This is a genomic window from Phyllobacterium ifriqiyense, from assembly GCF_030817885.1.
GTDB classification, from domain to species: Bacteria; Pseudomonadota; Alphaproteobacteria; order Rhizobiales; family Rhizobiaceae; genus Phyllobacterium; species Phyllobacterium ifriqiyense.
This window is the reverse complement of record NZ_JAUSZT010000001.1, coordinates 44,455-70,594: the sequence shown is the minus strand read 5'-3', so window position 1 is coordinate 70,594 and position 26,140 is coordinate 44,455. Positions and strand designations below refer to the sequence as shown.

At 54.8% G+C, this 26,140-nt stretch carries 22 protein-coding genes and 3 pseudogenes; 18 read left to right on the top strand and 7 right to left on the bottom strand.

Going from position 1 to position 26,140, the window contains the following annotated elements:
• Window positions 1-152: 152 nt before the first annotated feature.
• Together QFZ34_RS00310 and QFZ34_RS00305 are read right to left on the bottom strand one after the other, a co-directional pair.
• Window positions 153-1,220: an ABC transporter ATP-binding protein gene (locus QFZ34_RS00310; protein WP_115053658.1), complete on the bottom strand. Its 1,068-nt coding sequence runs from the start codon at window positions 1,218-1,220 to the stop codon at window positions 153-155.
• Between the two features lies 1 nt (window position 1,221).
• Window positions 1,222-2,013, bottom strand: a complete 792-nt coding sequence (locus QFZ34_RS00305) for an SDR family oxidoreductase (RefSeq protein WP_307275356.1) — start codon at window positions 2,011-2,013, stop codon at window positions 1,222-1,224.
• Between the two features lie 182 nt (window positions 2,014-2,195).
• Between QFZ34_RS00305 and QFZ34_RS00300 the strand changes: the two genes are divergently transcribed.
• From QFZ34_RS00300 to QFZ34_RS00270, 7 genes are all read left to right on the top strand, one after another.
• A complete protein-coding gene (locus QFZ34_RS00300; RefSeq protein ID WP_307275353.1) occupies window positions 2,196-3,419 on the top strand; it encodes an ABC transporter substrate-binding protein in 1,224 nt (407 codons plus the stop codon).
• 274 nt (window positions 3,420-3,693) lie between these two features.
• Window positions 3,694-4,563, top strand: coding sequence for a carbohydrate ABC transporter permease (locus QFZ34_RS00295; protein ID WP_307275351.1), 870 nt, complete (start codon window positions 3,694-3,696; stop codon window positions 4,561-4,563).
• Entirely contained in the window at window positions 4,560-5,384 is an 825-nt protein-coding gene (locus QFZ34_RS00290; protein WP_115053662.1) for a carbohydrate ABC transporter permease, read from the top strand. Before QFZ34_RS00295 ends, QFZ34_RS00290 begins: the two co-directional genes overlap by 4 nt.
• 18 nt (window positions 5,385-5,402) lie before the next feature.
• Window positions 5,403-5,771, top strand: coding sequence for a RidA family protein (locus QFZ34_RS00285; protein WP_307275947.1), 369 nt, complete (start codon window positions 5,403-5,405; stop codon window positions 5,769-5,771).
• A 189-nt stretch (window positions 5,772-5,960) separates the two neighbouring features.
• Window positions 5,961-7,433 carry a M81 family metallopeptidase gene (locus QFZ34_RS00280; RefSeq protein WP_307275348.1) on the top strand — a complete coding sequence of 491 codons (1,473 nt, stop codon included), beginning with the start codon at window positions 5,961-5,963 and terminating at the stop codon, window positions 7,431-7,433.
• A gap of 255 nt (window positions 7,434-7,688) precedes the next feature.
• Window positions 7,689-8,282 (top strand): TetR/AcrR family transcriptional regulator, encoded by a 594-nt coding sequence (locus QFZ34_RS00275; RefSeq protein WP_307275346.1) that lies wholly within the window; start codon window positions 7,689-7,691, stop codon window positions 8,280-8,282.
• Between the two features lie 9 nt (window positions 8,283-8,291).
• Window positions 8,292-8,552 (top strand): YjiS-like domain-containing protein, encoded by a 261-nt coding sequence (locus QFZ34_RS00270; RefSeq protein ID WP_307275343.1) that lies wholly within the window; start codon window positions 8,292-8,294, stop codon window positions 8,550-8,552.
• A gap of 124 nt (window positions 8,553-8,676) precedes the next feature.
• Here the strand turns inward: QFZ34_RS00270 and QFZ34_RS00265 are convergent, their stop codons facing one another.
• The 3 genes and pseudogenes from QFZ34_RS00265 to QFZ34_RS00255 form a co-directional block, all read right to left on the bottom strand.
• Complete coding sequence (locus QFZ34_RS00265) at window positions 8,677-9,612, bottom strand: carbohydrate kinase family protein (RefSeq protein WP_115053667.1); 936 nt, start codon at window positions 9,610-9,612, stop codon at window positions 8,677-8,679.
• 17 nt (window positions 9,613-9,629) lie between these two features.
• Window positions 9,630-10,067, bottom strand: a complete 438-nt coding sequence (locus tag QFZ34_RS00260) for an RbsD/FucU family protein (protein WP_115053668.1) — start codon at window positions 10,065-10,067, stop codon at window positions 9,630-9,632.
• A gap of 65 nt (window positions 10,068-10,132) precedes the next feature.
• A pseudogene (locus tag QFZ34_RS00255) lies at window positions 10,133-11,282 on the bottom strand (ROK family protein).
• A 322-nt stretch (window positions 11,283-11,604) separates the two neighbouring features.
• Between QFZ34_RS00255 and QFZ34_RS00250 the strand changes: the two are divergent.
• From QFZ34_RS00250 to QFZ34_RS00225, 6 genes and pseudogenes are all read left to right on the top strand, one after another.
• Window positions 11,605-12,621, top strand: coding sequence for a sugar ABC transporter substrate-binding protein (locus tag QFZ34_RS00250; RefSeq protein ID WP_115053843.1), 1,017 nt, complete (start codon window positions 11,605-11,607; stop codon window positions 12,619-12,621).
• 187 nt (window positions 12,622-12,808) lie between these two features.
• A pseudogene (locus QFZ34_RS00245) lies at window positions 12,809-13,895 on the top strand (ABC transporter permease).
• Window positions 13,895-14,687: pseudogene (locus QFZ34_RS00240) on the top strand (ATP-binding cassette domain-containing protein). Before QFZ34_RS00245 ends, QFZ34_RS00240 begins: the two co-directional pseudogenes overlap by 1 nt.
• An 84-nt stretch (window positions 14,688-14,771) precedes the next feature.
• Window positions 14,772-15,461, top strand: coding sequence for a D-lyxose/D-mannose family sugar isomerase (locus QFZ34_RS00235; RefSeq protein ID WP_115053671.1), 690 nt, complete (start codon window positions 14,772-14,774; stop codon window positions 15,459-15,461).
• Window positions 15,449-16,108, top strand: coding sequence for a nucleoside/nucleotide kinase family protein (locus QFZ34_RS00230; protein WP_307275335.1), 660 nt, complete (start codon window positions 15,449-15,451; stop codon window positions 16,106-16,108). Before QFZ34_RS00235 ends, QFZ34_RS00230 begins: the two co-directional genes overlap by 13 nt.
• Before the next feature lie 57 nt (window positions 16,109-16,165).
• On the top strand, window positions 16,166-17,263 hold the full coding sequence (locus QFZ34_RS00225; protein WP_307275332.1) for a tetratricopeptide repeat protein: 1,098 nt from the start codon (window positions 16,166-16,168) through the stop codon (window positions 17,261-17,263).
• A gap of 112 nt (window positions 17,264-17,375) precedes the next feature.
• On the opposite strand, the gene QFZ34_RS00220 is transcribed toward QFZ34_RS00225, so the two are convergent.
• Window positions 17,376-20,999 carry an autotransporter serine protease gene (locus tag QFZ34_RS00220; protein WP_307275330.1) on the bottom strand — a complete coding sequence of 1,208 codons (3,624 nt, stop codon included), beginning with the start codon at window positions 20,997-20,999 and terminating at the stop codon, window positions 17,376-17,378.
• Between the two features lie 191 nt (window positions 21,000-21,190).
• The gene (locus tag QFZ34_RS00215) at window positions 21,191-22,012 is read right to left on the bottom strand and encodes an IclR family transcriptional regulator (protein WP_307275328.1); all 822 of its coding nucleotides are present in this window, start codon (window positions 22,010-22,012) and stop codon (window positions 21,191-21,193) included.
• A gap of 247 nt (window positions 22,013-22,259) precedes the next feature.
• On the opposite strand from QFZ34_RS00215, the gene QFZ34_RS00210 reads away from it, so the two are divergent.
• The 5 genes from QFZ34_RS00210 to QFZ34_RS00190 all read left to right on the top strand — a co-directional run bounded on the left by QFZ34_RS00210 (window position 22,260) and on the right by QFZ34_RS00190 (window position 26,095).
• Window positions 22,260-23,027, top strand: coding sequence for an SDR family NAD(P)-dependent oxidoreductase (locus tag QFZ34_RS00210; RefSeq protein WP_307275325.1), 768 nt, complete (start codon window positions 22,260-22,262; stop codon window positions 23,025-23,027).
• Complete coding sequence (locus QFZ34_RS00205) at window positions 23,024-23,953, top strand: 2-dehydro-3-deoxygalactonokinase (RefSeq protein ID WP_307275321.1); 930 nt, start codon at window positions 23,024-23,026, stop codon at window positions 23,951-23,953. Before QFZ34_RS00210 ends, QFZ34_RS00205 begins: the two co-directional genes overlap by 4 nt.
• On the top strand, window positions 23,950-24,591 hold the full coding sequence (locus QFZ34_RS00200; RefSeq protein WP_115053678.1) for a 2-dehydro-3-deoxy-6-phosphogalactonate aldolase: 642 nt from the start codon (window positions 23,950-23,952) through the stop codon (window positions 24,589-24,591). Before QFZ34_RS00205 ends, QFZ34_RS00200 begins: the two co-directional genes overlap by 4 nt.
• Window positions 24,592-24,593: 2 nt before the next feature.
• Window positions 24,594-25,469 carry an SMP-30/gluconolactonase/LRE family protein gene (locus QFZ34_RS00195; RefSeq protein ID WP_307275312.1) on the top strand — a complete coding sequence of 292 codons (876 nt, stop codon included), beginning with the start codon at window positions 24,594-24,596 and terminating at the stop codon, window positions 25,467-25,469.
• A gap of 122 nt (window positions 25,470-25,591) precedes the next feature.
• Window positions 25,592-26,095, top strand: coding sequence for a YciE/YciF ferroxidase family protein (locus tag QFZ34_RS00190; RefSeq protein ID WP_307275309.1), 504 nt, complete (start codon window positions 25,592-25,594; stop codon window positions 26,093-26,095).
• Window positions 26,096-26,140: the final 45 nt, after the last annotated feature.

Below are 26,140 nucleotides of genomic sequence, written 5' to 3'. Positions count from 1 at the left end.
TGCAATAACGATGTGCGTGGTTCGACAAGCTCACCATGAGGGAGGAATTTAGTGGCAAAACAAAAGCCAGTAACCTCACAACTTTATGCAAGCAACCCACCTTCCTTATGGTTGGCTATCCTGAGCTTGTCGAAGGGCGAACCAAGCACATGTCAAATTCTGTTTCCGGTTTTAGCGTCAAAGACATGCACCTTTGCCGGGTCAACCGTCAATGATAATTGAGTGCCGGGCTCCGGCGCCAAACGATCACGGAACACGCAGCGCACGGCAACACCGGAAATCGTGCCGAACAAATGGGTCTCGGAACCTGTCGGCTCAATCACCTCGACGTGATAGGCAAATCCATTACCATCGGGTGCGAGGCGATAGTGTTCGGGGCGTATGCCGATCTCGACCGGCTGGCCCGAAGCGGCAGTGGTATCGCCGACCGGAATGATGGTGCCATTGTCGGTGCGAACCTTTGGCGCGCCATCGCCGCGCTCCAATGTTCCAGGAATGAAGGTCATGGCGGGCGAGCCAAGGAAACCCGCAACGAATTTGTTGACCGGCTTGTCGTAAAGCTCAAGCGGCGAGCCCGCTTGCTCAATACGCCCCGCATTCATGACGACGATCCGGTCCGCCATGGTCATGGCTTCGATCTGGTCATGGGTAACATAGACCATTGTGGTCTTTAACTGCTGGTGAAGCGCCTTCAGCTCCGTGCGCATCTGCACACGCAGCTTGGCATCAAGATTGGAAAGCGGCTCGTCAAATAAGAACAGGTCCGGCTCGCGCACGATTGTACGCCCCATTGCAACCCGCTGGCGCTGCCCGCCGGAAAGTTGGCGCGGCACGCGGTCCAGATAGTCATGCAGATTGAGCGTTTCCGCAGCCTTGCCGACCTTGGCGTCAATGGCTGCAGCCGACTCGCGCCGGATTTTCGGACCAAAGCCGATATTCTTGCGCACACTCATATGCGGAAACAAAGCATAGCTCTGAAACACCATTGAAATATTGCGCTGCTGCGGCGGCAGACCATTGGACAGGCGGTCACCGATCCATAACTCACCGGAAGAAATATCCTCCAATCCGGCAATCATGCGCAGGAGCGTGGATTTCCCGCAGCCGGAAGGTCCGATCAGCACCAGAAATTCGCCGTCCCGCACTTCGAGGTCGATCCCATGCAGTATATTCATTGCGCCATAGGATTTGGCGAGTTGCTTGATCTGTAGTCCGGCCATGTCACTTGTCTCCGGCGAGCACGTCATTGATGAAATGGAGATTGCCTGCTGTCAGGCCAGCATCAACAGTCAGCGTTGCACCGGTAATTCCCGATGCGGAGGCGCAACTGAGGAAGAAGGCTGCTTGCGCCACTTCGCCAGATGTCACAAGGCGTCCGAGCGGATAATGCGGCAGAACCTTTGCCAGAAGCTCCGGCTGTTTTTCCAGACGATGATCCCATGCCGGGGTGCGAACGGAACCCGGACATACGGCATTGGACCTTATACCAAACCGGCCGCGCTCAACTGCGAGCGCCTTCATATAGGCGATCATGCCAGCCTTAGCGGCCGAATAGGCGGGATTGCCGAAATGGCTGAGCGCATTGACCGATGAGATGAATACGATGCTGCCGCCGCCTTTTGCGGCCATGGCCTCGGCAATCGGGTCCGTGACATGAAATGCGCCATTCAGATTGGTCGCAATTTCGCGCTCCCAAACATCGCCATCGACCTGATCGAGAATCTCGCCGCGGGAAAAGCCGGCATTATTGATCAATACGTCCGGTGTGCCGTGATCGGCAATAAAGTTTCGAATTGCGCTGCCGGTCTGCGCCTTGTCATTGATGTTGAAGACAAGCCCATTTGCCAGCGGCAGTCCGGTCAATAAGCTCTCATCTTGATCGGCGCCTGAAACAATGGCCCCTGCCGCATTGAACGTGTCGATCAATGCTTGCCCGATGCCGCCACCCGCGCCGGTTATAAACACCTGTTTGCCATACAAACCAAGGGCTCTGTGCAATGTCTCTGAAGTCATATCGTGACCTTGTTTTGAAATGTTCCCCTAGCTTATTAATGACGGCATATGAAAAAAAGCAACATAAAACTGTCATAACCCCTCAATTTTTGACTTGCATGAAAATAAATTACATAGAATGATGGTGAAAGTTTCAAAATTACGCCGATGGGAGAATGCGGCGTGTAACAAAGGGGAACATCATGATGATCAGAAAACTAAGCCTACTTGCGGGGATTGGCCTTCTCGCCCTTTCAAGTGGCGCATTTGCCGACACCGTCCGCGTCACCATTGCTGAATATAGCAAGGGCACAGGCCCCTATTTCGAAGAAGCGGCCAAAGCCTTCGAAGCGGCCAATCCAGATACGAAAATCCAGATCGAAGTTGTTCCGTGGGACAGCCTTCAGCAAAAACTGACGACCGATATTTCGGCCGGTGCCAATGCCGACCTTTCCATTATCGGCACGCGCTGGCTGCTGGATTATGTCAAGGAAGGCATTATCGCCCCGCTTGACGGCAATATTACGCCGGATTTCAAGGCGCGCTTCATCGATACATTCCTCACGCCATCGGTCATGGACGGTAAGGTTTATGGCCTGCCGATCGCAGCTTCAGCGCGCGCCATGTATTATAACAAGGATATCTTCGCCAAGGCTGGCATTGATACCCCGCCTGCAACCTGGGCAGACTTCAAGACGAGCGCCGAAAAGATCAAGGCGCTTGGCACCGAGACCTATGGTTTCGGCTTGCAGGGCAAGGAAATCGAGACGGATGTCTATTTCTATTATGGGCTCTGGGCCAATGGCGGCGAGATCGTCAAGGATGGGAAATCCGGTCTTGATTCAAAAGCAGCCATTGATACGGCGACGCTTTACAAGAGCTTTATCGATGGCGGTCTGACCCAGCCGGGCGTTACCTCCTATAGCCGCGAAGATGTGCAGAACCTGTTCAAGCAGGGCAAGGTTGCAACCGTCATCACCGCGCCATTCCTTTCCGGTCAGATCAAGAACGAAGCGCCAAATCTCAATTATGGCGTGGCACCCATTCCCGCCGGTCCTGATGGCGGCAAGGGTACCTATGGCGTGACGGATTCCATCGTCCTGTTCGAAAATTCAAAGAACAAGGAAGCAGCATGGAAATTCCTCGACTTCCTGTTCACGACGGAACAGCGCACAAAATTTGACAAGATCGAGGGCTTCCTTCCCGTCAATGCCGAAGAAGCCAAAGACCCGTATTTTGCCGATAATGCCGATCTGAAAGTGTTCACGAGCCTTCTTCCGAATGCGCGTTTTGCTCCGGTCATTCCGGGCTGGGAAGACATTGCCCAGACAACGTCCAACGCCATCCAGAAGATTTATCTGGGGCAGGGCGAGATCGAGCCAACGCTGAAAGAAGCCGCTGCCAAGATCAATGAGACGTTGAAGTAAGCTTGTTACCCGCTCCGGATTGAAACTGGAGCGGGTAACATTTGCAGTTGTGTTTTGCGTGGTTCGCCCTTTGACAAGCTCAGAGGGCTCACCATGAGGAAGGTTGGAGTCGGCAGGGTTCTAGTCTTGAAACCTTGCAGGTGGGCTTTGGAATCAAATCACCTTCCTCATGGTGAGCCCCGTCGAACCACGCAAAACACAACTGCAATCAAATTCAGACTATGCGCCCAGCCCGAAAGTCGGCCAGGTTTTCTAACCAAAGGTAATTCCATCGATGCAACGGGCTTCAGTCCCCTATTTTCTCATCTTGCCGAGCTTTCTTCTGGCGGCTGCCATCATCCTTTGGCCGCTAAAGGAGATCGTCTCGCTATCGCTGCATGATGTGAACCGCTTTGGCATGTTGAAGGATTTCATCGGTCTTGAGCACTATCGCAGCCTGTTTGCCAATCCGGATTTCATTGCCGCGACATGGCGCACCCTGTTCTGGACCGCTGCCGTTGTCATTGGCACGCTGATTGTTTCCGTTCCCATCGCGCTTATCCTCAATGAGGATTTTTATGGCCGCGGCATTGCGCGCATTCTCATCATGCTGCCCTGGGCCATATCCTTGACCATGACTGCAATTGTCTGGCGCTGGGCGCTGAATGGCGAAAGCGGCATGCTTAACTCGGCGCTGCGTGATCTCGGGATCATCAACACCAATATTCAGTGGCTGGCGGAAGCCTCGACCGCTTTTCCCATGCAGATACTCATCGGCATTCTGGTCTCGGTGCCCTTTACCGTCACGATCTTTCTTGGCGGTCTTTCTTCCGTGCCGGAAGATCTCTATGAGGCGGCGGCGACTGAGGGTGCGGGACGCTGGGACCAGTTTCGCTTGATCACGCTGCCTCTGCTCAAGCCCTTCATCAATATCGCCTTCGTGCTGAACACGATTTATGTGTTCAATTCCTTCCCCATCATCTGGGCGACGACGCAGGGCGGTCCGGCCAATTCCACCGATATTCTGGTCACCTATCTTTATAAAACCGCCTTCCGCATGGGCAGGCTGGGCGAAGCCGCCGCCGTTTCGCTGATCATGTTCGCCATTCTCATTATTTTCACTATTCTTTATGTGCGCCTCGCCATGCGGGAGGAAAAGCAATGAGCAAGAAACTGAAACGCTCCATCCTGTTCTGGCTTTTCCTGTCGCCTATTGTCGTGGTGATCCTGTTTCCCTATGCGGTGATGGCCATAAGCTCACTGAAATCGGCGACCGAAGTGCTCAATCCGACCTGGTGGCCGGACGAGTTGCATTGGCAAAATTTCCCGGAAATGTGGCGTACCTCCGGCATTGCATCGGCACTGGCCAATTCGCTTTACGTGTCCGGCCTGTCCACCGCCCTGACGATCCTTGTCTCCATTCCTGCCGCCTATGCGCTCAGCCGCTATCAATTTGCCGGGCGCAATGCGTTCCGCCAGTTTTTGCTCATCTCGCAAATGCTCTCGCCCATTGTTCTGGTCATCGGGCTTTTCCGCCTTGTTGCCGGGGCGGGTATGATCGATAGCCTCAATGTGCTCGTCATCATCTATACGGCCTTCAACATCGCCTTTTGCGTGTGGATGCTGCAAAGCTATTTCTCCACCATCCCGCGCGATCTGGAAGAGGCCGCGTGGATGGAAGGTGCAAGCCGCACGCGCACGCTCTTCACCGTGTTTCTGCCGCTGGCGGTTCCCGCCATGGTGGTTACGGCGATTTTCACCTTCATCAATGCATGGAATGAGTTTGTCATTGCGCTGACCATGCTGCGCACGGAAGGCAGCTATACTTTGCCGATCCGCGTCTTTTCGCTGGTTGCGGGGCGCTATACGGTCGATTGGCACTATGTTATGGCCGCCGCTTTCGTCGCGTCAGTGCCGGTCGCCATACTTTTCGCCTGGCTGCAACGCTATCTGGTGCGCGGACTTTCCATCGGCGCAGTGAAATAATTCAACAACAGGAAACAGATCATGACAAAACAGCATTTCGGCCAGTCGCATGTGCCATTATCGCCAGCGGTTCGGGCAGGGGATTTCATCTATATTTCCGGTCAGGTGCCGGTCGGCGCGGATGGGACAGTCATTATCGGCGGTATCGAAGCCCAGACCAAGCAGGTCATGGAAAACATCAAAGCCGCGCTCGCCCTTGCGGGTGCCGAGCTTTCCGATGTGGTCAAGACATTCGTCATTTTAGAAGATGCGCGCGAATTTGCCGCCTTCAACAAGACCTATGCCACCTATTTTCCGCAGAACCCGCCCGCGCGCACAACCATTGAATCGCGGCTGATGATCGATATCAAAATCGAGATTGAAGCGGTGGCCTATAAGCCTGCATGAATATTGTGCGCCCTTCGACAAGCTTCAGGGTGAGGGAGGTAGCGGGTTGCAAAGAAGCTCATCTTCAACGCTTCAGATCAAGCTCCCTGTAATCAACTAACCTCCCTCATCCTGAAGCTTGTCGAAGGGCGCACTTCATTGCTGCAACATACCCTCAAATGAACTGAACCACCCAACCGAAAGCATAAAATGCGTATATTCACCGCATCCTTCGCTACCGAGACCAACACCTCCTCGCCAGTGCCGACAGATCGCGCCAGCTTTGAGATGGCATTCTATGCCGGTCCCGGCCAGCACCCGGATACGCCGACATTGTGCTCGGCGCCCATGGTGGTCCTGCGCCGCCGCGCGCGGGAAGAAGGTTTCGAGCTTATCGAAGGGACAGCAACATGGGCCGAGCCCGGCGGCCTGTTGCAGCGCAAGGCTTATGAGGATTTGCGCGACGAGATTCTCGACCAGCTCACGGCGGCAATGCCGGTTGATGGCGTTATTCTTGGCCTGCATGGTGCCATGGTCGCGCAGGGTTATGATGATTGCGAAGGCGATCTTCTGGAGCGCATCCGCGCCATTGTCGGCCCGGATATTCTTATTGCTTCGGAACTCGATCCCCATAGCCATCTGACGAAAAAGCGCGTCGCCAATGCGGATATATTGGCGGCATTTCTCGAATTTCCCCATACGGATTTTTACGAGCGCGGCGAACATGTGGTTGACCTGGCCCTGCGGACACTCCGTGGCGAGATCAAGCCGGTCATTTCAACCTTCGATTGCCGCATGATCGGCGTCTATCCCACAAGCCGCGAGCCGATGCGGTCCTATGTGGATCGCATGAAAGCGCTGCACGGCAAGGATGGTATTCTTTCCGTCTCGCTGATCCATGGTTTTATGGCGGGCGACGTGCCGGAGCTGGGAACACAGCTCATGGTTGTGACGGATAATGAAAAGGCCAAGGGCGATGCTTTGGCGGAAAAGCTGGGCATGGAGCTTTTTGCCCTGCGTGGCACAACGGCTATGCCAATGCTGGACACGGAAGCGGGGCTTGATGCGACCATGGCGATTGTCGCGCAACGCCCGGGCAAGCCTGTCGTTGTCGCCGATGTCTGGGACAATCCCGGCGGCGGTGTAGCGGGCGATGGCACGCTGATCCTCAATCGCATTATCGAGCGCGGTATTGGCAATGTGGCTGTTGCGACGATCTGGGACCCTATCGCCGTCACATTTTGCCTCGCCGCAGGCGAGGGCGCGCTGATACAGCTGCGCTTTGGTGGCAAGGCCGGTCCTGATGGCGGCGCGCCTATTGATGCGCGTGTCGAGGTGGTACGGGCTGTCGAGGAAGGCTGGCAAAGCTTTGGTAAGAGCCGGGTTACGCTTGGGCCCGCAGCGCTGATCCGCCTTGAAGGCACGGATATCGACGTCATCCTCAATACGAACCGCACCCAGACTTTTGAGCCTGACATCTTTTCCAATATTGGCATTGATCCCTTGTCGAAAGATATTCTGCTGGTCAAATCAACCAATCATTTCCACGCGGGGTTCGAGCCGGTGGCGTCGGAGATCATCTATATCGATGCGGGCGCGCCTTATCCCTCAAATCCGAAAAAGACAGACTACCGCAAGCTCTCGCGTGAAATCTGGCCAAGAGTGGAAAATCCTTTCGGTTAGTATTTCGGTCATCTCAAGGCACATGCTTGCGTGGCTTTTGATTGTGCGTGGTTCGCCCTTCGGCTCGCTCAGGAGGGCTCACCATGAGGAAGAGAGCTGAGTGCAGGCAGCCAGCTCTTGCAACGCTGGAGACTGTCATTGCAACCCACGCACTATACTATTTGCAGCAGGCCCTACCGGAGCGTTAGACCGAGCTAGTCAAAGGGCAAAAAAACGCCTCTTGCAATTACTAGATGACTGGTCTATTATAACCTTATGAGCAAGATCGACACACGAGCAGTTTTGATTGATGAGGGCCTGAAGGCGCTTCTTTCCCACGGCTATGATGGCGCGGGAATCGGCCCGATCCTCAAGTCGGCGGGCGTGCCCAAGGGTTCGTTCTATCACTTCTTCGAAAGCAAGGAAGAGTTTGCTTCGGCGGTGCTTGCAAACTATTGCACCAACAACCAGAAGGTACGCACGCGTCTTCTGCTGGAAAATAGGTCGAAAGCACCGCTCCAACGTCTGCGTGATTATTTCGATTATTACGAGACAGTCTATAGCAGCGGCGATCCAACTTGCGGTTGCCTTCTTGGCAATCTTGCCCAGTCCATTGCGGCCCATAGCGAAGTGCTCCAGCGCGAGCTGAATCGCTCATTCACCGCCTGGCAGGAGGATTTTAAAACGGTGTTGCGTGAGGCACGTGATGCCGGAGAATTGCCGGAACATCTTGATCCGGATGAGACGGCCGCCTTTCTGATTGATGCCTATGAGGGCGCGCTGATCAGAATGAAGGCGGAAGGAAGCATCAAACCATTACAGCGGTTCCGCACGATGACACTCGACGGCCTGCTGACCCGCAAATCATAGGAGTTTATTATGGCTTATATAGAGACGACTGGTCTACTAGAAATTGACCGCAACTATCGCACTGGCCGCAGCTATTCGTTGCGAAACTCCAATAAGGCCGGTTTGCTTGAGCGGTTTGTCGAAAGAGTCCGCACAAGTTTTGCTTCCGGTGGCGTGGTCAGCGCGGAAGATGCGCCTCTGGCCCGCCTCAGCGATCGCATGCTCGATGATATTGGCCTGACAAGAGCGGAGGCCTTGGAGCTGGATCGGCGGGCGAGAGAATTGAAGTGATTTTCGGCATGCATTTGGGTGATGCGTGGTTCACCCTTCGACAAGCCCGTCGAAGCACGCATTATATTAATGCGAATAGTTAACCTTGAACATAAGCCAACGGGGGAGCATCAAGGATGGCAACCTAGCCCAACTCACTCCGCCAGGGCGGGTTTGCGCCTGCACGGGAAACAGTCACTGCGGCGGCCTTGGCACCAAGTGTCAGCGCAGCGCTGATCTGTTGTTGCGTCAGGGCGGGCAGGGCCGTTTTCGTCAAAAGTCCGGCTTCCTGCAATGAAGCCAGCACACCGGCGGTAAATGTATCGCCAGCGCCCACCGTATCGACAACCTCAACACGCTGCGCATCGACATGCACGGTCTGATCCTGCGTATAGCCGGTAACGCCATCAGCGCCATGGGTGACGAGAATGAGTTTCGGTCCCTGTTGATCTGCCGCAACGATCCAGCGTTTTGCGATTTCGTCCATCGTTCCGGCTTCACCGAACCATCGCATATCCTCATCGGAAATCTTGACAATATCGGTCATGGCGATCATGCGGCGCATGCGGGCGAGATGCTTTTCCTTGTCAGGAATGAAACCGGGTCGGATGTTCGGGTCGAGCACGATGACGCGCTTTTCATGCTCGCGCGCCATCAGCGCTTCATAGGTCGCGCCGCAAGGTTCCGGAATGAGACTGATCGCCCCAAATTGCACTGTGGTGACATTATCGTCCAGCACCGGCAAATGGTCTGTTGTCAGGGACCGCCCCGCGCTGTTTTCATCATAGAAAATATAGCTGGCCTGTCCGTCAACAAGCCGCACGAAAGCCAATGTGGTCGGCTGCGGCGAAATATGCGCATAGCGTGTGCCAACATGGTTTTGTGCCAGGCTGTCCCGCAACATCTGGCCGAAGAAATCCGAAGAAATTCCCGAAAAGAATTCGGTTGGCACCCCAAGCCGTCCGAGGGCAATCGCCGTATTGAAAACAGCGCCGCCGACATAAGGAGCAAAAGCAGCTTCTCCGGCGCCGGTCTGGCGCGGCAGCATGTCGATCAGGGCTTCACCACAACATAAAATCATAGAATATCTCTCTGGATTCAGGACTTATCTGGATAAATCACACCCTTGCGGATGATGATATTGGCATAAAGTCGAGGTTCACTTGTCGCAACAATCGTGTGCGCCTTTTTGATGCGCGCATAGAGTGCCTCGCCATTGAGCGCAACCAATTCAAACCCCGGTGCGCGTCTGGAGCAGACAGCCTGCATTTCGTGGTGAACAGGGTCGGCGCGGTCCGGATCGCCCATTACGGAAGCGCGGAACAATGCCTGTGGTACGAAGTCATCGACAGGCAGCACTTGCAAGATTGCATCGAGAAGCGGAATCAGCGGCAGACCATCGGCGCGGATCAGCCGCCGTGCATCTTCCTGCGCCGGATAATTGCCGTCGACGAGTGCAATCTCGTCGCCATGTCCCATGGCGCGCAGTGTGGCCAGCAGTTCCGGCCCCAGCATTGGGGAAATTCCAATCAACATGGGACATCACCAGAGAGAATAGCAATCGGCATCCCATTTTTCTTAAAGCCATAATTTTGCATGCACTAAATTTCTTTCCTGAAAATCTTCTGGCCCAGAAGGAAACGGTCAGCCAGGGGCAGGCTGGCGGCTCCCAGTGAACGGGCATGGATCCCAACAGTTCCTGCAAGAATTGAGGGAAGCGATAGTCCCTCCAGCCGGAACGTATTTATATGTTTTTGAACGGCCTCCACGACACGGGCGCGAACATCTTCAGGCATCCAGCCATCGATAATTGCGGCTTCAAAATCCACAACCGAGGCCGATGCGACGACGGCCTGCGCAATCGCTTTGCCGGCTGTGTCGATCCACTCGTCGAGTTCAGGGCCCATCTGTCCCCAATCGTCAGGCGAAGCCCAGAGCGGCGAGGGGTCACGGCCAAGCGTGGTGACGACGCGCTCAAGACCGGTGATTGAAGCCATATCGATGAGCTGGCGGGCCGTGCCGTCATTCCCGAATACCGGCATTGAGCCAAGCGCACCCGCATTTGCCGCTGCGCCCGGGATAAAGACTGCCATTGATGACGATACCGCCGCCGATAAACGAACCGATATAGAAATAGACGAAATCATTGATATCTTTGGTTTGGCCAAAGACAAGCTCTGCGCCGCAGGCGGCGGTCATGTCATTTTGCAAATAGGCGGGGAAGGAGCAGAGTTCCTGGATTCGGGCACGGATATCGCAGTCGCGCCACTGGTCCAGCACCTCCTGCGGCGCGCCGACGGCATCGGCCCATTTCCACAGCTCAAACGGCGCGGCAATACCGATCCCGGCGACCCTTTCGCGCTGTTTGGGTGTCAGTTCGGCCAGCATGTCCCGCATGCCTTCTGCAGCAATGCGAAAGATCGGCGTCGGTGCCAGATAATCATAGGGCGTATGGCGCATTGAGCGGATGCGCCCGAGAAAATCGATCAGCACAAGGTCGGCACTGCGCCGCCCGATCTTGAAGCCAAAGAAGAATGCGCCTTCAGGATTAAGCGCCATGGGGATCATGGGTTGACCGATCCGCCCGCGCAAAGGCTCTTCGCGGATCAGCAGTTCATCGGCTTCCAGCATGCGCATGATGATTGAGCTTGTCTGGGCGGAGAGCCCGCTCATCCGCGCAATCGCCGTCTTGGCAAGGCTGCCATGCTGGCGAAGCAGCGACAGCACCACACGCTCATTGTGATCGCGCATGCCGCTCTGGTTCGTACCGTGATGATGCGACGGCCGCGCGGCGGCACTTCGCTCCGATACTCGAATAGCCAACGAAATTCCTCCCGATTTCCCTGGGACAATGGAACGGGGACCGGCTTCTGTCAATATTAAATCACAGTGATTTATTAATGTTGACAGGTTGGGACGAGTGGTATTTGCTTATAGTGCACTTGGCCGGGAGGATAACTGTCCGAGATGTTTAGAAAATTGAACAGGGACCTGTCGAACACGGTCTCAATGCGGACGAGTATGCGCTTGCCGCGTCCATAGGAGGAAGTCACACATGGCTAAGAATCTATATTTGAAATCCACGGTATTTGGAGCGGCTGTCGTTGCTCTGGCCGCTTTGGCCGCGCCTGCACAGGCTGCGGATGTCAGCGCATGCCTGATCACCAAGACAGACACCAATCCGTTTTTCGTCAAGATGAAGGAAGGTGCGCAGGCCAAAGCCAAGGAACTCGGCGTTGAGCTGAAGGCCTATGCGGGCAAGATCGACGGCGACAGTGAAAGCCAGGTCGCGGCAATCGAGACCTGCATCGCCGATGGTGCCAAGGGTATTTTGATCACAGCATCTGACACAGCCGGTATTGTTTCCTCGGTCAAGCAGGCACGTGATGCCGGTCTTCTGGTTATCGCGCTCGATACGCCGCTTGATCCTGTCGATGCTGCCGATGCGACCTTCGCAACGGATAATCTTCTGGCCGGTGAACTGGTCGGCAAGTGGGCTGCCGGTACTTTGGGTGACAAGGCGAAGGATGCCAAGATTGCTTTCCTCAACCTCACCCCATCGCAGCCATCGGTTGACGTTCTGCGCGATCAGGGTTTCATGAAGGGCTTTGGCATTGATGTTGCCGATATCAACAAGATCGGCGACGAAACTGACCCGCGCATTGTTGGCCACGACATCACCAATGGCAATGAAGAAGGCGGCCGCAAGGCAATGGAAAGCCTTCTGCAGAAAGACCCAAGCATCAATGTCGTGCACACGATCAACGAGCCTGCAGCTGCCGGTGCCTATGAGGCTCTGAAAGCGGTCGGCAAGGAAAAGGACGTTCTGCTCGTTTCCATCGATGGTGGTTGCCCGGGCGTCAAGAATGTTGAAGCCGGTGTTATCGGCGCGACATCGCAGCAATACCCGCTTGCCATGGCAGCGCTCGGCATCGAAGCGATCAAGAAGTTTGCCGATACTGGCGAAAAGCCAAAGCCAACGGAAGGCAAGACCTTCTTCGATACCGGCGTCGCGCTGGTCACTGACAAGCCGGTCAAGGGTGTTGAGTCGATCAGCGTCAAGGACGGCCTGGCCAAGTGCTGGGGCTGATCTAAGCGGTCTTACCCTCCCCTTGGGGGGAGGGACGGAGCGTAGCGACGGGGAGGGGTTCTTCTCACTTTGTAAAGACCCCTCCCTGCTGCTTCGCAGCTTCCCTCCCACAAGGAGGAGGGTTAGCATCGCGCCCAGCCTTTTGTTTTCAACAGAATTCATTACCCTGTTCTAGGGAGGTCACATTATGACAGAAACAGAGCGAACGCCTCATAAGGGGCAGGAGTTCGAAAGCGTGCTGACGCAAAGCGCGACGACCGTCGCCAGCTTTGACAGCGATGACAAGAGCGCGCTGGAAAAGATACGGCATTTCCTGCATTCAAGTCCGGCAGCCGTCCCCCTTATTGTTCTGGTCCTGTCGCTGGTCATTTTCGCCGCGCTGGTCGGATCGCGTTTCTTCACGCCATTCGCGTTGACGCTGATCCTGCAGCAGGTGGCCATTGTCGGCATCGTCGGAGCGGCGCAGACCCTCGTCGTTCTTACCGCCGGTATCGACCTTTCCGTCGGCGCCATCATGGTTCTGTCTTCGGTGGTCATGGGGCAGTTTACCTTCCGCTACGGCCTGCCTGTTGAGGTGGCTGTCGCTTGCGGGCTGGCGCTCGGTGCCTTTTGCGGCTTCATCAACGGCATGCTGATTGCCTATGTGAAACTTCCGCCATTCATCGTCACCCTTGGCACGTGGCAGATATTTCTTGCCACGACCTATATCTATTCCAATAATGAGACGATCCGCGCCCAGGAGATCGAGCAGAACGCTCCCTTGCTGCAATTCTTCGGCGACAAGATCAATCTGGGTGGCGGGGCCATGTTCACCTATGGCGTGTTCGCCATGATCCTGCTGATCATGCTGCTTTGGTATGTGCTCAACTATACTGCCTGGGGCCGTCATCTTTATGCGATCGGCGACGATCCGGAGGCTGCGCAGCTTTCGGGCGTGCGCACCAAGCGCGTGCTTGTCTCGGTCTATGTTCTTTGCGGGCCTCATTTGCGGGCTGGCCGGTTGGGCCCAGATTGGCCGCAATGGCTCGGTTTCACCGCAGATTGGCCAGTTCGCCAATATTGAATCCATAACGGCTGTGGTTATCGGCGGCATGTCGCTGTTCGGTGGGCGCGGCTCCATTCTCGGCATGCTCTTCGGTGCGCTCATAGTCGGCGTATTCTCTTTCGGCATGCGCATGTATGGCACGGATGTGCAGTGGACCTATCTCATGATTGGCGTGCTGATTATCGCAGCTGTGGCAATCGACCAGTGGATCAGAAAGGCGGCAAGCTGATGAGCACGACACAAACCTCCGCGACCCCGCTGCTCACAGCACGCGGTCTGGTCAAGCGCTATGGCCGTGTCACGGCGCTGGATCACGCCGATTTCGACCTTTACCCCGGCGAAGTGCTGGCGGTTATCGGCGATAATGGCGCTGGAAAATCCTCGCTGATCAAGGCGATTTCCGGTGCCGTGCATCCCGATGAGGGCGAGATCAAACTGGATGGCAAGGTCATCAATTTTCGCTCGCCCATGGAAGCGCGCGATGCGGGTATCGAGACGGTCTACCAGAACCTCGCTCTGTCTCCCGCGCTTTCAATTGCCGACAATATGTTCCTCGGCCGTGAATTGCGCAAACCCGGCATTGCGGGAAGCCTGTTCCGCATGCTCGACCGCAAGGCGATGGAAAAGATGGCGCGTGACAAGCTCACGGAGCTTGGCCTCATGACCATCCAGAACATCAGCCAGACGGTGGAAACCCTGTCGGGTGGCCAACGTCAGGGCGTTGCCGTGGCGCGTGCGGCGGCTTTCGGCTCCAAAGTCATCATCATGGATGAGCCGACAGCTGCACTCGGCGTCAAGGAATCGCGCCGCGTTCTGGAGCTTATTCAGGATGTAAAAAAACGCGGGCTGCCAATTGTGCTGATCTCGCATAATATGCCACATGTTTTCGAAGTGGCAGACCGTATTCACATCCACCGCCTGGGAAAAACGCTTAACAGTGATCAACCCCAAGGAATATACGATGTCGGACGCCGTCGCCTTTATGACCGGAGCGAAAACGCCGCCAGCACAGGTAAACTGAACGAATATTACAAGTATATCTCCCCCGCAAAGGGGAGATATACAGCTGCCAATCGACCCACTATACCCATAGGAATTTTTGAGAATGAAGCGTTCTGAAATCAATGCGATCATCCGCGAGAGCGACAAGTTCATTCGCTCGTTCGGCTATGTCATGCCGCCCTTCGCCTATTGGTCGCCGGAAGAATTGAAGGCTCGCACATCAAGCGATGCCAAGGCAATTCTCGATGCGCGTCTTGGTTGGGATATCACCGATTACGGTCAGGGCAAGTTCGATGAACTTGGTCTGTTTCTCTTCACCACCCGGAACGGCAATCAGGAAGATCTGAAAAAGGGTGGCGGCATGCTTTATGCCGAAAAGATCATGATCAGCCGCGAGAAGCAGCTGTCACCCATGCATCGCCACATCGTCAAGGCGGAAGATATCATCAATCGCGGCGGCGGCACGCTGGTGCTGGAACTTTTCAACTCCAATGAAGATGGCAGCGTAGACGAAAAGACCGATGTGGAAGTTGCCACTGATGGCCGTATCGTGCGCCAGAAGGCAGGCGGCCTTTTGAAGCTGCAACCGGGTGAGAGCGTGACGCTGTTGCCGGGCAATTGGCACGCTTTCTGGGGCGAGGGCGGCGATGTGCTGATCGGTGAAGTTTCGACGGTCAATGACGATCTGACCGACAATATTTTCCGTGAGCCGATCGGCCGCTTCTCCAATATCGAAGAAGATGAAGCGCCGCTGCATTTGCTCGTTTCCGATTACGACAAATGGCTGGCCTGACCCTTTTGGACGACAGGCAGGAAGCCGTGACCGCGCAAGATCTGGTCTCGGCTATTCTCGCCCGTGCCGCCGATACGAAACGGCTTGTCGTGGCGATTGCCGGCCCTCCGGGTGCCGGCAAATCCACGGTTTCAGCGACGCTTTGCGCCGCCATCAATGCGCGCGATCCGGATGCGGCGGTGGTCGTGCCGATGGATGGGTTTCATCTTGATAATGCCATTCTCGATGCGCGGGACATGCGCAAGCGCAAGGGTTCTCCACCCACATTTGATTGCGCTGGCTTCGAGGTCATGCTGAGGCGGCTTCGCGAGGGCGGCGAGGATATCGTTATCCCGCTTTTCGACCGCAAGCTTGATCTAGCGCGGGCGGGAGCAGATATCGTAAAGGCGGATCAGCGGATTTTGCTTGTTGAAGGCAATTATCTCCTGCTCGATCAGGCACCCTGGAACCGTCTGGAACCGCTGTTCGACATGACGGTATTCTTGCAGGTGGACCGGCTTGAGCTTGAAAACCGGTTGGTGCAGCGCTGGCTCGGTTTCGGCTATAATGTCGGCTCGGCACAGGCGAGGGCATTATCCAATGATATGCCCAATGCCGATCTCGTGCTTGAGCACTCACGGCCTGCGGATTTCATCTTGAAGAATTAGAGCTTGGTGGCTCCCGATTGAAAGAAAATTTCAGAATCGGGCCACTTGCATTCCGGCATGCCGCGCCATAGTCCTCAAGGGATCAATGAGGCGCGGGGTGCGATTGTGAATTTCAGAGCTATTTTCCTGGCGGCCAGCCTTGTGCTGTCCGTTCCGTCCTTGGCTTGGTCAGATGCGGCCCAGATCGCCTTTGACAATGAAGATTATGTCACTGCATTGAAGCTTTGGGAGCCGCTCGCCGATAAGGGTGAAGCTGCAGCACAATATGGCGTCGCCAGCATTTTTCTCAACGGCTATACCGGCGTGGAAGATTATGCAAAGGCCCGCGATCTGCTCAACAAATCGGCGGATCAAAATTATGCGCTCGCGCAAAATGCCATAGGAGATGTTTATCGCTTGGGGCTTGGCACGGAGGAAAATCCGGCGGAAGCCGTGCTCTGGTATCGCAAGGCGGCAGAGCAGGGATTGGCGCGGGCCGAACGCAATCTCGGCTTTCTCTATTCCAACGGCATTGGCGTTGAAGAAGATGATGCGCAGGCACTCATCTGGCTGACCAAAGGTGCCGATCAGGACGATGCACTGGCCCAATATTACCTCGCCAATGTCTATGCCAATGGCTATGGCGTTGAGGTGAACAAGGCTGCTGCTGCTGCCCTCTACCGGAAATCTGCGGATCAGGGCAATGCGGATGCGCAGAACTATCTGGGTTATGCCTATGAGAGTGGCGAAGGCGTCGAGCAGAGCGATAAGGAGGCAGTTGTCTGGTATACGAAGGCAGCGGAGCAGGGTTCATACCGCTCGCAGATGAGCCTTGGAAACATGTATCTTGAAGGGCGGGGCGGTTTGCCCAAGGACCCGAAAAAGGCTGTTGAATTTTATCAGCTTTCAGCCGATCAGGGCTACTCGGTCGCGCTCGACAATCTTGGCCTGCAATATGCGGCAGGCGTTGGCGTGGACAAGGATTATAAAAAGGCCATGGAGCTGTTTCAGCTGGCTGCAGAACAAGGTTATGCCGCCTCGCAATATAATATCGGCGTCTTTTATAATATGGGACGCGGCGTTAAAAAGGATATGAAGAAGGCTCTCCATTGGTGGAAGCTTGCCGCCGATCAGGGCAATGAACTTGCCAAGGAAGCGCTCGAAGCCAACCAGTAAAGAACGCTTGCGGCAGGCTCGTTTGGAAGCGTTCTTTGTTTAATCCAGCTATCAATTTCAAATGCGAAACCCTCCCCGCATGCGGGGAGGGTTTTTAGTTTGTTGTGCAGTCTCAGAACTTGACTGTCAGGTCGGCTTTGACGGCATTGTCGCGTGTGTCGCCGGAGAACTGGCCGGTATAGGCGAGGCCGAGCGTTGTACGTTTGCCGATACCGACATCAAACCCGGCTTCGACAGCAAAGGCATTCTTGGCAATGGGCAGGCCCTCGATGGAGAAGGGCGCGCCGCCCGCAAAGGCCAGCTCACGTTCAGGCGTTACATCACCGAAGGCGTGGTTCCAGCCAACCATGCCGCGTGCCGTCAGCACGGTTGTTTCGCTAAGCGCAAAATTGCGCGAAAGGCGAAGCCCGAGCGTTGTCGTGGTAACATCGCTGGAGCCGGACAGACCGGTCAATGCGCCATCGCCGCCATCTTCCTGGAAACTATCGGTTTTCAGATGCGTGTAGCGGGCAGCAGCAAAGGGTTCGAGCGCCGCATATTGCGTCTCGACCTTGTAGCCGAGTTCACCGAAGACCTGAACGGTTTGGGCATCATAGGATGCATTCTGGCCGTTGGTAACACCGCCAAGCACCACATCGCGATCCGTGTCGATCTCATGATGACCAAGATTGACACCCAGGCGAAGCCCGAGCGCATCCCACTGCGTACCGGCATAGACACCGACCTGATAGCTGTCCACATCGGCCTTGGCCCCACCGCTATGCAACGAGGTATTGCCATAGCTTGCCAAGAGGCCGAAGCGCCATGTTTCGGCAATCACGCCATCAAGGCCGGTGACGAACCCGCCCGTATCGCGGCTGTAGCCGGAGGCATTGCCGTCGCTGTCGGCATGCGCCCAGGCGCCATAGGCCTGACCCCAAAGGGTAGGGGAGAGATCGGCCGGAGCAATTGCGGCAAAGGCTTCGCTGCCCGTTGCTTTTTCGCCCGGACCATAGGCGAGAGGGGTGATCGTTGCCTGCGGGGTGACAGCCACGCCGTCAAAGGCCGCGCGAAGACGTTCTGTTGCCGCCTGACTGATAAAGTGCCCATCCTCAATCAGAACGCCGTCCAGCGTCGCATGGATTTCGCCGGTCAGCGATTGGTAGGTGCCTGCAACGGCGTCAAAAACCGTGCTGGTTTCGATTGTGTCGTAAAGAGAGCTTCCAGCGCCGCCAGTTTCAATGGATTTTGCAACCGCTCTTTGATTGCGCGTCTTGGCGAAATCGTCAAAGCCCAATGCGTTGCGTTTGAAGCTTGCCGCAATGCCGGTCGGAGCATAGGCGAGAACGCCATCATAGAACACATAGGCCGACTGAACACTTGCAAACTGGCCGTTTATGCCGCCCGTCGATGTCAGGAAATTATAGCTGTTACTATTGAGGGCGGAGCGCACCTCCTGTGCGCTGGGTTTTGTCGTGGCTCCGGTCTCCGGCGTCAGGAGAACAACGCCGCCAAGCAGGGTCGTCGTGCCATTGACGACGAGCTTGTCAGCCTCACTGCCATTGACTTCAATATGCAGGGTTGAACCCGTGTTGAAGGTTGCATCGCCATTTGAGGTCAAGGTGCCTACCGAATTGCCGGGAGCGACCGTGCCGCCATTATTGGCTATGATACCGCCAACTGCGCCAATGCCGCCGAGCGTACCTCTATCGTTGATGACAGCCTTGGAAGTGATGGACCCATCAATTGCAAGCAAGCCGCCATTGATGAGCGTATCACCCCTATAGGTACTGTCGCCTGTCAGCCGCAGCGTGCCCATGCCGGTTTTTGTCAATCCGCCAATATAATTGTTCGGGTCATTCAGTTTCTCGGTCAGTGTCGGAACGAGTGCTTCATAGGCAGTAAATTCTTTCAGCGCTCCGGCAATACGGTCATCGGTGATCGTGCCGCGAATTGTTTCGGCACTGGCTTCAGGCGTAGCCGAGAAATCGACAAATTGCGGCGCCCTCGGAATGCTTGTGTTTGGAGCTGTTGCCACGAATGCATTCCATAGGGCAGTTGCTGCAGGGTCCGCCAGCATCTTGGCATCCGCCGCCTCGAATGCTGCATTGGCAGCTTCGAGCTGCTCATCAGTTAAAGGCGGGTTTTGAGGAAGATTGATAATGTCGAGTTTCGCGTATCGGTCCCTGACTAGTTCGATGGCCGCAGGGAAGTTGGAATCCGGAAATTGCGTTATGACCTGTTGCCGGATTTTTTCCTTGCTGGCTTCGGTTATGCCATTCTGCCAGCCTTCTGTGATTTTCTTGGCTTCCCAATCGGCGATTGTTTGCTGGTCTTCAACGAACCGCTGGTCCAGCGCGTCCTGTGAGATATCATTGCTCCAGACTTCTTCATTGGTGCCGCGATAGGAGGCGGGCAGATTTGCCTCGACACGGCTCAGGAACTGGCCGGGGCCCTTTATTGCCTTGTCGAGATTGATCAGACCCCAGCCGAACACATTATCAACCCCGGCTTCGCCAAGATCGGTGGATGTCGTCTTGAGAATTTCGTTGACATCGCCATTGGAGAGATAGGGGAAGCGTTGCTTCAGCACCATGAAGGCACCGGTCGCGGCCGGGCCTGCCATAGAAGTACCGCTCAGTTCTTCATAGCCAGACGTGAATCTGCTGTCGTCCATTACATCGCCGGGATTAAGGCCGGTAATGTCGCCAACCGGCACACCACTATTGATGTTTGTGCCAGGAGCGGCGACGCAATGATATTTGGAATAGCCGCAAATGCTGGAAAAGCCACTTCGTGAATAGCCATCCGGGTTTGTCTCGTCAGCAACGACACTCATTGTCGTCAGCCAATTTTTCTCCAGTTCAGGACGAAAAGTTGCAAGCCCTGCAAGGGCGTCTGGTTCCAGTCCACCATCATTGCCGGCTGAGAATTCGACGACGATGCCGCTTTCTGCAGCCTTGATCGCGCCGTTATAGGCACCGCCTTCGGGAGTGCCGAGAATAGCCTTGATCTCCTGATATTGCCCATAGGCTTCCGCATAGGTCCAGGATGAGCTTGAAAGACCAATGCCCCAGCTGTCGGTGATGATCGAGACGCCGCTATTGATCATGGCATCCCATGCCGCAGCATAAACTGCGCCATCATTGCCAAGTACAACGCCATCTTCTGGACCTGCGTCATAATTGCTGGCGGCAAAGATACTGGTATCGAAGGCCACGCCCATCATGGCTTTGCCATCGCGATTGGCGCCAGCGATACCGGCGACGTGCGTACCATGGCTGGAAATGCCACCATAGCCGTCAATATACTGCCTGCCATCGGCAACGAAGTGGTCACCGGCTTTCACGGGAATATAGGGATCGGTGTAAAGCCTCGTGCCTTCGGTTTTGACAAAGTTCATTTTGCCTTCACCGGCAAATTCCGAGTGAGCGGCATAGACCGGCTGATCGATGACGCCAAGCTTGGTGCCCTTACCGGTGAAGCCCATTGCATAGGCTGCATCGGCATTGAATGCTTTCAGGACATCATTGCCGTTGAACTCGGCATCATCGCGCCAGCTCTTCTTTGCGGCTTCGAAATCATCGGTTCGCGTGCCGTCAGCATTGTAATATCTGGGCTGTTGCTGGGCGATTGCACCTGCCGTTGCCGCGGTGAGTAAGATGGTGGTGAAGACTGTTGTAGTAAGATGTTTGCGGAATGTTTTTAGACGGGTTTTACGGGCGGAAACAGCTGCGTCAGAAGCATAAAAAGACATATAATATTCCTCCGATTCTCGGATCACCTAATCCGAAAGTACTAGGAGGTTGAAATTTATCGGCATCTTACGTCAAGTGGGAAAAAGGCCAATTGTGTTAACTTTGTGGTAACTTTTTGATTTCAATGACAGAAATTTGACAAAGCCGCGTGTGCAGCTTTAAAAAAAATTAATTCAATTTTTTCAGTATATTAGCTGCGCGGAGACAATTGGATTGCCATACTCTGCATGATGGCCGCCGCGGTATCGCGGGTTATTTCCGTCCAGGAGGCCAGCATTTCCGGCGTTACCCGGTAGGCAGGACCTGTCACGGAAACGCTGGCAGTGAACAGCGCATCGGTGCGGGAAAAAATCGGTGCTGCAACGCAGGTAATCCCCAGTTCATGCTCTTCCCGGTCATAGGCATTTCCGGTGCTTCGTATGGTGCTGATCTCGGATAGGAGGGCTGCGGCATCGGCCAAAGTGTTGGGGGTGTATGGCCGGAATTCGATGCGCTCGACCCGCTCGCGCAATTCATCGTCTGGAAGGGCCGAAAGCGCAGCTTTGCCGACCCCGGTGCAAAAGGCGGGCGCGGTGTTGCCGATCTGTGAAACCATGCGGATATTCTGGCGGCTCTCGATCTTGTCCAGATAGATCACTTCTATATCGCGCAGCACGCCAAGATGCACTGTCTCGCCTGTCGCCTCATGCAACTTTTGGATGTGAGGGGCGGCGACATTGCGAAATTCATTGCCAGCCCACGCTTTGGATGCAAATTGCAACAATCGCAATCCTAGCGTGTAACAATTATCCCTGTTAACCGCGATAAGCCCCTCGTCGATGAGATTGGAAATTTGCCGGTGGAGGGTGCCGCGCGGTTGGTCGGAAAGTTTCAGCACATCCGTGAAACGCAGCGCCTCGGAAGAGTTGGCTATGATGTCAAGAACGCTGATGGCTTTGCCGAGCGTGCCGGTATCTTGACTGCCACCGGATTTTTTTACCCTATCGGTCGCCACTCTTTGCGGTTTGCTCATGTTTTTCCTGTTCCTGGAGTGTCTGGGGCGATTTGCTCCCGCTTTTGCTGTAACTTGAGCAATATTTACCGAAGAATCCCCGATTTTTGCTGAAAATTTACAATCGCCAATAGAAATTTGGTTGTGCGAAGTTGAACCATTGACCAGACTCATTTTCCTTGACTTCTTGCAGCATAGGATGACAATTCAGCATAGTCAAACATAGTTCCATATAATGGAATTAACTCAGCCTTATGAGAATCCTGCCATGATGCCTTCCGCTATTTTTCCCGACCTGAAAGATCGATCTGTGCTTATCACCGGCGGGGGTTCCGGCATCGGCGCTTCATTGACTGAAGGCTTTGTGCGTCAGGGTTCGCGCGTTGCCTTCATCGACATTGCCGACGAGCCTTCCAATGCGCTGGTGGAACAGATGGAAAGCCAATACGGAAACCGCCCGCTTTATATCAAGGCTGATCTTTCAGATGTGGCCGCTCTGCGGGCTTCTGTTGCGCAAGCCATTGAAAATATTGGCCTAATCACCGTGCTTGTCAACAATGCTGCTTGGGATGACCGGCACGATATTGATGAAGTGACGCCGGAATATTGGGATAAGAACCAGTCTATTAACCTGCGTCCGCAGTTCTTCGCAGCGCAGGCCGTTGTACCTTGCATGCGTCAGGCGGGTGGTGGTTCGATCATCAATTTCACCTCGACTTCGTTCATGATCAACCATGGCGAAATGCCTTCCTATACGGCCGCGAAAGCCGGAATCATCGGTCTTACCAAGGGGTTAGCGGGACGATTGGGGCCGGAGAAAATCCGGGTGAATGCCATTGCCCCTGGCTGGGTCATTACGGAACGCCAGCGCGAATTGTGGGTATCGGGAGATCGCCTGAAACACCACATTGAACGGCAGGTTTTGCGGGAGGAAATTCAGCCCGGTGATATGGTCGGACCTTGTCTTTTCCTCGCTTCCGATGCAGCGCGCATGCTGAGTGCCCAGACCCTGATCGTTGATGGAGGCTATCTGTGAGCCAGGTCCCGATCTATGCGCTAAGTGATTGGGGAACAACGCGTTTCAGGCTCTGGCTCGTCGATGGCGCGGGCAATGTTCTTGGCGAAAAACGTGCCGATGACGGGCTTGATGTATCGCGCGTTAAGGGGTTTGCCTCTGTGCTTGAGGGGCATCTTGCAAGCCTTTCAGCACCCTCAGATCTGCCGGTCGTCATATGCGGCATGGCAGGCTCGCGTCAGGGTTGGGTCGAGGCGAATTATGTGCCGGTTCCTGCCGATTTGAATGCCATTCTTGTTGGTGCCGTCAAACTGCCAGACATGGCGCGCGACGTTCGCATTATTCCTGGTCTTTGCCAGTTGGACGATACGCCAAATGTCATGCGCGGCGAAGAAACCCAGTTGCTTGGAGCCATTCTGGATAGAAATTTATCCAGTGGAATCATAGCGATGCCCGGAACCCATTCAAAATGGGTAGAGTTGAAACAGGGCAGGGCCAAGTCATTCGGCACCTATATGACCGGCGAGCTTTATGCGCTAGTCAGCCAGCAATCGATCCTGCGCCATTCCATTCAGAATGCAGCGGAATCCGCTTCGGCGAATCATCCGGAATTTATTGCCGCGCTGAAATCCATGCTCGCCGGAAACTCTCTCCTGGGTCAGCTCTTTGGCATACGCGCCGCCATGCTTCTAAATGATTTGAAACCGGAGGCAGCTGCTTCACGGCTTTCGGGCCTGCTTATCGGTGCAGAGATAGCCGGGCAAAAATCCATAACAAACAATAGGATAGTCTTAGTCGCGTCGGGTGCAATGGCCACTCTTTATGGCAAGGCGTTCGACGTCGCCGGACTGGATTTTGATCTGGTGGATGCAGATGAAGCCGTGCGTAAAGGATTGTTCGTTGCTGCCTCCGGTATTTGGCCAAACGTTAAAGGAAACTTCAAATGACCCTTTCTTCCGCTCCATGGCCCAAGCTTAAACGCGACCTGATCGCGATCTTGCGGGGCGTCCGGCCAGATGAAGTTTTGGCAATTGGGGAGGCGCTTGTTGCTGCGGGAATCGATGTCATCGAAGTGCCGCTCAATTCCCCTGATCCGTTCCAATCCATTGAACTGCTTGCAAAAAAACTGCCTTCGCACGTTCTTGTTGGCGCTGGGACAGTGCTCGATGCAAATGACGTTCAACGGCTTGGGGATGCCGGTGGGCGTCTTGTCATTTCGCCAAATATCGATCCTTCCGTGCTGGCAGCCGCTGCCAAAGCAGAGATGGTGTCCATGCCGGGCGTTTTCACGCCGACTGAAGCGCTTGCTGCTTTGAAAGCCGGTGCATCCGGCTTGAAGTTCTTTCCGGCAAGTGTGCTCGGTCCCGACGGCATAAAGGCGATCAGCGCAATTCTACCCAAGGGAACCATTATCGGTGCTGTTGGCGGTGTCGATGAAAACGGCTTCGCGTCCTATGCGAAGGTCGGCGTTAGAACGTTCGGGCTAGGTTCCAGTCTTTACAAGATTGGCGCGACAGCGGGAGAGGTGGGTGACCGCGCAAGAGCAACAATTGCTGCATATGATCGGGTTTTTGGGGAAGTTTGACGATGAATCAGCCAAAAATCAGCGTTTTTTACGATATTCCATGTCAACTGGGCGAGGGGCCGGGTTACGATCCACTAACGAAGAATGCCTGGTGGTTCGATATCGTCACGGGCCGTCTGTTCGAAAAACCCTTGGCTGGCGGCGACGTCGCAATCCATCAACTCGGGCAAATGGCGAGTGCGCTGGCGGTGGTCGACGCGCAGCATCAGTTGATTTCCACGGAGACCGGGCTTGTGCTTCGTGACCGCCATACGGGCGTGCTGAAAATGCACCAGCCAATCGAGGCGGATAATCCGATTACGCGCTCAAACGATGCGCGCGTGCATCCAGCCGGTGCTTTCTGGATTGGCACAATGGGCAAGAAAGCAGAGCAGGGGGCGGGCTCGATCTATTGGTATCGAAAAGGCGAATTGCGTAAAATATTCAACGACATAACAATTCCAAACTCGATCTGCTTCTCGCCCGATGGCAGTATTTCATACTTTGCAGATACAGATAAAAATATAATCTGGCGAGTCGATACCGATCCTGAAACCGGGCTTCCCATTGGCGAGCCGACAGAGTTTTATCGACACCAGGAAAAGGGCGGTGTTGACGGTTCTGTAGTCGATGGCGATGGAAATCTGTGGAATGCCTGTTGGGGCCGTTCAGCCGTGGATGTCTATTCGCCATCCGGTAAGCGCATACATTCCATCACGATGCCCGTAAAGCAGCCTTCCTGTCCCGCATTTGTCAGCGAGGATACGGCGAGCATGATCGTTACAACGGCCTATCATGATATGAGCGAGGCTTATCACAAGACTGATCCTGATGCGGGCAATACGTACCTTGTTGAGCTGGCTGGTAAAGGCCGCTTTGATCGACCTGTGCAATTGTAATTGCCACTCAGGAACCATTGCCGGGCATCATCGTTTCTTCCCTGTAACCAAATATCAACGACTACGAACGCAAGCCGCCTGGCTGCGGATGGTGGTCTGTGTCTGTAATCAGGAGAATGAACATGGGATTTTTTTCCAAGGATATCAAAACGATGGACGACCTGTTCGTCCATACGCTTCGGGATATTTACTATGCGGAAAACCAGATCGTAAAAGCTTTGCCCGAGATGATCGACAAGGCTACTGATCAAACTCTCAAGGATGGATTTGAAAAACATCTGCAGGAAACACATCTGCAGATTGAGCGTCTGGAGCAGGTTTTTGCCCAGCATGGTGTTGAAGTCAGTGGTGTGAATTGCCCGGCCATTGATGGCATTCTGGAAGAGGCCGACGACATTGCAGGCGAGGTAGATGATGATGATGTTCTCGATGCGGCGTTGATCGCTGCCGCTCAGGCTGTCGAGCATTATGAAATTACACGCTATGGCACGCTCGTCGCATGGGCCAAGCAGCTTGGTCGCCATGATTGCGCCGCCCTGCTTCAGCAAAATCTCGATGAAGAGCTAAAGACGGATAAGGCTCTGACCGGCATGGCAGAAAATCGCATCAACGCTGCTGCAGCGTAAGTTTTGGCATCCGTACGGCCAGTCTTTCAAGCCACCACTTGAAAC